Below are 6,201 nucleotides of genomic sequence, written 5' to 3'. Positions count from 1 at the left end.
CGCGCTGCACAGGGTTCGGGTGAAGGCGGCGCGCAGGCGGTGGGGGTGTGTCGTCATGCGCATACGATGCCATGAATCCCGGCAACCGCTTGTCAGCGCTGAACAGCCTGTTGCACCTGAGGATGGTCTGCGGCGTGCGAGGTCGCCGACCATCACAGGTTCGGATCAGCGCGACATCGGGACCACCAGCCGTTGGCGGGGCGCTGGTAGTACTGGCCGCTGGCAGTGGGCGAACGTTAGCCGGGCGCCAGCTCGGGCAGGGACGGATTCGGCGGCGCGGGCCAGTTCACTTGACGTGCAGCGTGGTCTTCGCGAAGTAGCTCTTGAGGTTGCCGATCGACGTGCGGTTGGCCCAGGCGATGCTGTAGATCGTGTAGGTGCCGGCCGTCAGGCGGTGGCCGCCGGTAGTGGCCCAGTACGCGGCGCGGCCATTCGTGCCTTGCAGCAGGTCGTCGACGAGGACGCCGTCGCTGCCGTCCGGCAGTTGCTTGAAGATCGCCCAGCCGGCGGTCAACCCGTCGATCGCCTGCGGCAGGCGCACGTACAGGTTGAAGGGCTGGTTGGCGGCCCAGGTGCCGGATTCGTTCAGGCACTTCCAGTTGTCGTCGATCTCCGAGCAGACCATCAGTTTGCCGATGCCCGACTTGACGTTGTTCGTAGCCCGGTCGCCCACCGTGTCGGGGCTGACGACGATGGTGTCGGTGAGCGCCACCTTGTCGGTGTCGAACTGGTCCACCAGCTTCATCTGGTAGGTGCCCGGCGTGACCGTCATCGCGATCTGCGACGTGCGGCCGCCGGTATTGAAGGTTATTTCCTGGTACTGGTCCATCACGCCGTTCTTGAAGAGGATCACCTTGAACTGCGTGGTCCGGCTGGTCATCGGCGGGTTGAAGCGGAAGGTGGCGCCGACATTGGTCACGCTGCCCTTGTAGGCGAAGGTCTTGGTCGGCTTGACGCACACCACGTCCCATTGGGGGGAGGCCGGGTCCTTGGCCATCTTTTCGCAGGTCGTCATTTCGGCGCCCTGGCCGGCCAGCGTGCCCTTCACCGGCCCGGTGCCCAGCACTGGCGCGGCGGCTGCGGCCGGTGCGGTGGGCGGGGCGCCGGTGGCGGGGGTGGCAGGGGCGGTGCCAGTGGGCGTGGATGCGGGTGCAGTCTTGTTCTTGTCCCCTCCCAGCTTGGCCGCCAGCTTGTCTTTCAGGCTGGACAGATCCGGCGGCTGGGTTTGGCCGTGGGCCGATGAGGTCGCCAGCGCGGCGGCCAGCACGGAGGTCAATACGAGGTGGGTGGGATTCATGGGTCTTGCCTGGGGCTCAAGGATCGGGTTCGGGGTTCGAGCGTCAGCCCAGGCGGCGCTGCCGACGGGCGACGGCGAGCGCAATGAGTCCGGCCAGTACCAGGGCGTAGGTCGTGGGTTCGGGCACGGTCGCGGCGATGTCGCCGTCGCGCACGGCCCAGGCATACGAAATGGCAGCGCCAGTGTTGAAACCGGCGTCGGCAGAAATACCTATCTGTTCACCGTGCATGGAGAAATTCCAGGCCGCATTGGCGAATCCCCCACTCTGGGCCGCCGTCCACGGCGTGCCAGTCCAGTAGTCCGGCTTGACCTGCGTGAACAGATCGAGGTTGGCGTTGTGCTGCTGCTGGATGTAGACATTGGCGCCGCCGCCGAGTTCGTCGTAGAAGAGGTGCCCCAGTTCGTTGCCGGTGCAGCCGTAGCCGAACGAGATGCCGGCGGTCCGTCCCTGCCCGCTGCAGGTGGTGTCCGGCTGCAGCGACGTGGGCAAGCGCCAGTCGGAAAAGCCGCCGTACTGCAGGTCCTGGGCCCAGGCCATGGCACCCCACCAAGTCATCAGACCGTTGGCATTGATGTCGCTGGCAACCAAGGTGTGCGTGCTGTGGTCGTTGGACACGGTCTGCACATGGGCGATCACGTCCGCGGCGGCATTGGGGTTGGCGGCGGCCTGGGTCTGGAAATAGTTGGCGTTGGCCAGCCAGGTGATGTTGCGGTCGGTGTCGTAAATCATGCCGTTGCCTCGATCGACGAGTGCGGCTTGGGTCAGGCCCGACAGCAGGCTGAGGGCGAGCGCGGCGCTGGCGCAGTGTTTGCGGTACATGGGAACTCCTTGAGGGACAGGCGATGGAAGGGCGTGCCTGTCGATACGGGTTCCGCCGGCCGATCCCGCCATGCCGACCCCCCGCGAGCAGGGGGTGACGGGTGCTGCGCGGTTCAGCGTGCGCCGTGCGGCGCCGCGGCCTGTCGGCCCGAGGCCGCGGCGCACTCGGCCAGTGAGCGCCGCGCCTGTGCCAGCCAGGGGCTGTCGGGCGCGTCGATGCGTTCGCGCAGGGCCAGCGCGCGGGCCAGCCGCGGCTTCGCTGCGTCGGGCCGGCCGGCTTGCAGGGTCAGGCGGCCCAGCGTGTGCTCGAGCAGGGCCTGGCGCTCGACATTGGCGGCGGCCCAGGCGCCCGTGTCGCCAAGTGTGGCGAAGGCGTCCAGCGCGGCCTGCGCCGCGGGTGCGGCCGGCTGAGTCTCGGCCAACACCGCCAACAGGGCCAGGCGGCTTGCGAAGTCACCACCCGGCGCCTGCAGCGCGGTGTTCAGCAGGGCACGCGCTGCGGCCGCGTCACCGGCCGCCAGCCGCCATTGCGCGCGGCGCGCCTGCCACTGGCTGCGCTGGGCCTGCTGCCGCGGACCGGCCGCCATCTGGCGCAGGCTGGTGTCCACTTCGGCCAGCACGGCCTCGGCGGCCGGCAAATCGTGCTGCGCGATCAGCAGCCGGCTGTAGCCCAGGCCGACGAAGCGGATCAGCCGCGCACGCTCTTCGCTGCCGGCCGGCCAGTGCCGCAGCCAGGCCTCGTAGAGCGCACGGGCGGGTGCCAGGCGGCCCATGTCCAGCAGCAGCTGGGCGCGGTCGACGCTGAACAGGCTGCCGGCGCTGGGGTGGAACGGTCCGACCAGCTCGTCGGACAGCGCGATAGCCTGCACATACAGCGCATCGGCCTGCACCCGCTGGCCTTGTACGGCCATCACCTGGCCGAGGTAGTAGCGCGCGCTGGCGACATTCAGGTGGCGCGGCCCGAGCACGGCGGTGTAGACCTCGAGCGCCTGCGCCAGGTGCTGTCGGGCGTCGTCGAAGCGGGCCATCTGGCGCAGCAGGTCGCCGTAGTTTTCTTCGCCGAAGGCCAGGATGTAGCTGCGCGGCCCGAAGTTGCGGCGCGCCGCGGCCAGGCCGTCGAGGTACAGCGCTTCGGCACCCGCCAGGTCGCCGCGGGCCTCGAACGCGCGGGCCAGGTAGAACGGTGCGCGCGAGCGGTTTTCGCTGGTCGAGTGCGCGTCCTGCAGCAGCTTGATGGCCGTTTGCAGATGGCTTTGCGAGGCTTCGTGCGCCTTGGTCTGGTCCAGCGCATTGCCCAGCAGGATGTGCGCCTGCGCCAGTGCTTCGGTCGGCGGCGGCCTGAGCCGAACCAGTGCGTCCAGCGCCAGCCGGCCCTGTGCCACCGCTTGCGCGTACTGGCCATGGCGCACCGTGGCTTCGGCCTTGTGCAGCAGCGCCTCGGCATGGCGCGGGTGGTGCTCGCCGAACAGCATCTTGCTGAGCGCCAGCGCTTCGTCGAGCAAGGGCGTGGAGAGGTCCTGCAAGTCCATCTCTTCGCTGACCTTGCCCAACAGCTGCAACAGTTCCAGCCGCAGCGGCGTGGGCTCGCGGTACTCGGTGTTCAGGCGCTGGATGCCGGCCTCGAGCAGTTCCTTGCCGGTGATCTCGAAAGCCGGGCGCTGGCCCGAACCCTGGCGCGCACCGTTCTCGAACAGGCCGGTCAGGAAGCTCATCGCCGCCTTGGCGCGTTCGCCTTCCAGCCGCGCCAGGCGGGCCTGCCACAGGCTGCTGACGATGCCGCCGGCCAGCACCAACACCACCAGGCCCGCGGCGCCCACCATCACCCGGTTGCGCGCGGCGAAGCGGCGCAGTTGGTGGCTGATGCTGTCGGGCCGGGCCAGGATCGGCCGCTGCTGCAGGTGCCGCTCGATGTCGTCGGCGAAGGCCGCCGCCGTGGCGTAGCGTTGTTCGGGCGGCTTGCGCAGGGCCTTCGCGATGATCAGGTCCAGGTCGCCGGCCAGTTGCCGCGCCAGGCGCTTGGCTGCAATGCCGGGCAGGTGCGCGGCTGGATCGCTGCGCGCCACCTCGCTGGCGCGCGGTGCCTCGGTGTGCAGGATGGCCTGCTCCAGCGCACCCGGCGAGGCCGGGTTGGCGCTGTGCAGGCGCCGGCCCAGCAGCAGCTCGAACAACAGGGCGCCGAGCGAGAACACGTCGCTCGCGGTGCCGACGCCGCTGCCGGCGATCTGCTCGGGCGAGGCGTACTCGGGGGTCATCGCGCGCCCGCCCCACAGCGTCTGCGGGCTGCTCGGCGGGGCGTCTTTCGCGGCGCCGAGGTCCGCCGTGTCGGCCGCTTCAGCCAGCAGCTTGGCGACACCGAAGTCCAGCAGCTTGACCTGGCCGTCGCGATCCACCAGCACATTGGCGGGCTTGATGTCGCGGTGGATGACGAGTTGTGTGTGCGCATGCTGCACCGCCTGCAGCACCTGCAGGAACAGCCGCAGCCGGGCCGCCAGGCCCAGGCCGGCGTCGTGGCAGTGGCGGGTGATGGGCTGGCCGTCGATGAACTCCATCGCCAGCCAGGGCTGCGGCGCATCGCCTTGCGTATCGCTGCCGGCATCGAGCACCGAGGCGATGTTCGGGTGTGTCAGCCGCGACAGCACATGGCATTCCTGCACGAAGCCAACCGCGATGCGCAGCTGGCCGAGGCGGCCCGACAGCGGCAGTTTCAGCGCGACCTGGCGCCGGTGTGCGCCATCGGCGCGTTCGGCCAGCCAGACGTCGGCCATGCCGCCCGCGCCCAGCTGGCGCAGCAACCGGTAGGGGCCGATCAGCTGGCCGGCGCGGAACTCGTCCAGCAGTGCCTGCGGCGCCGAAGCACCGCTCTGCATGAAGTCGCCGGCCACCAGCTGCGTCCGGTCGCGCAGCAGCTTCGCCAGCATCGGCTTGAGCCGCGCCGCATCGGCCGGCAGGGCGGCCAGCCAGGCTTCGCGCTCGGCTTCGGGCCGGTCCAGGGCCTGGCCGAGCAGGTCCAGCGCCTGGGCCCAGTCCTCGGGACTTGGCGTCACGTGTCCGGGCCGATGGTGGCAAACAGGAAGGAGCGGGCACGCTCCCAGTCGCGCTCGACGGTGCGCAGCCCGATGCCCAGCACGCCGGCGATCTCGGCGTTGCTCAGGCCGCCGAAGTAGCGCAGCTCCACGCCCTGGGCCAGCCGCGGCTCGATCAACGCCAGGGCCTGCAATGCATCGTGCACGCGCAGCACATCAGGCTCGGTGGCGGGCTGCGCCAGCGCGTCGCCCAGCGCCGCGGTCAGCGTGACGTGCACTGCCCCGCCGCCGGCCCGCTGCGACGCGCGCTCGCGGGCCGCATCGACGATGATCGAACGCATCACCCGGGCGGCATAACCCAGAAAGTGTGCGCGGTCATGGACGTCGAGTTTGTCCAGCCGCACGAAGCGTTCGAAGGATTCATGCACCAGCGCGCCGGTGTCGAGCAGCGTGATCGGCGCACCGGCCCGCAGCCGCCTGCGGGCCAGCCGGCTCAGGTCGTCATACAGGCCCTGAAACAGCGGGTGCAGCGCCTGTTCGTCGCCGGCCCGGGCGCGTGCCAGCAGGCCGGCGACATCGTCGATGGGGGTGTTGTCCGTCGCCACTGAAGTGCCATCCGCCCGGTGCAAGCTTGCGATGGGCAGACCATAACCCAGCGCGTTCGCGGGGGACCGGTGGTGCCGTCCGGGCCACAAGCGAAACACAGCGGCGCGTGGCGTGAAGCCGTGCTGAAACGGCGGCGCTTCACAGTCCTGAGCATCGCCTGCGGACGTTCGTGGCGGGCCAGGAGCACCTCATGACCCAACTGCTGCAAGCCCCCCGCAACCTGTCGCCGATGTGGCTGGACCTGGCGCACGTGATCGCCGGCGAGCCGACGCGCGTGATCATCCACCCGCTGCCGGACGCGCCGGTGGCGCGGTGCGCCGCGCCGCGCGTCGAGGTGTCTGCCGCGCCGCCCGCCGCGCCGCAGGCCGCGCGGATGCGGCTGTCCTGGCCGACCCTGCTGCTGGCCCAGGCCAGTGGCGCCGCGCTGACCGCCGCGCTGATGCTGCTGCTGGGCC

Annotated in this window: 5 protein-coding genes; 1 reads left to right on the top strand and 4 read right to left on the bottom strand. The window is 70.3% G+C overall.

Annotation, left to right across the window (positions count from 1 at the left end):
• Nucleotides 1-286 precede the first annotated feature (286 nt).
• The 4 genes from VLK61_RS03395 to VLK61_RS03380 all read right to left on the bottom strand — a co-directional run bounded on the left by VLK61_RS03395 (nt 287) and on the right by VLK61_RS03380 (nt 5,745).
• A complete protein-coding gene (locus VLK61_RS03395) occupies nt 287-1,297 on the bottom strand; it encodes a hypothetical protein (protein ID WP_325418303.1) in 1,011 nt (336 codons plus the stop codon).
• 43 nt (nt 1,298-1,340) lie between these two features.
• Nucleotides 1,341-2,117, bottom strand: a complete 777-nt coding sequence (locus VLK61_RS03390; RefSeq protein ID WP_325418302.1) for a PEP-CTERM sorting domain-containing protein — start codon at nt 2,115-2,117, stop codon at nt 1,341-1,343.
• 113 nt (nt 2,118-2,230) lie between these two features.
• Entirely contained in the window at nt 2,231-5,161 is a 2,931-nt protein-coding gene (locus VLK61_RS03385) for a protein kinase domain-containing protein (RefSeq protein ID WP_325418300.1), read from the bottom strand.
• Entirely contained in the window at nt 5,158-5,745 is a 588-nt protein-coding gene (locus VLK61_RS03380; RefSeq protein WP_325418298.1) for an ECF-type sigma factor, read from the bottom strand. Before VLK61_RS03380 ends, VLK61_RS03385 begins: the two co-directional genes overlap by 4 nt.
• A 191-nt stretch (nt 5,746-5,936) precedes the next feature.
• On the opposite strand from VLK61_RS03380, the gene VLK61_RS03375 reads away from it, so the two are divergent.
• On the top strand, nt 5,937-6,201 hold a 265-nt coding region (locus VLK61_RS03375; protein WP_325418296.1), incomplete at its 3' end, for a hypothetical protein.

Origin of the sequence: Aquabacterium sp., from assembly GCF_035476535.1 — a bacterium.
GTDB lineage: Bacteria > Pseudomonadota > Gammaproteobacteria > Burkholderiales > Burkholderiaceae_C > Pseudaquabacterium.
This window is presented reverse-complemented; position numbering and strand designations above follow the sequence as displayed.

Coding starts and splice junctions, on each gene's coding strand:
- VLK61_RS03395 (WP_325418303.1), bottom strand. CDS start 1,297: ATGAATCCCACCCACCTCGTATTGACCTCCGTGCTGGCCGCCGCGCTG.
- VLK61_RS03390 (WP_325418302.1), bottom strand. CDS start 2,117: ATGTACCGCAAACACTGCGCCAGCGCCGCGCTCGCCCTCAGCCTGCTG.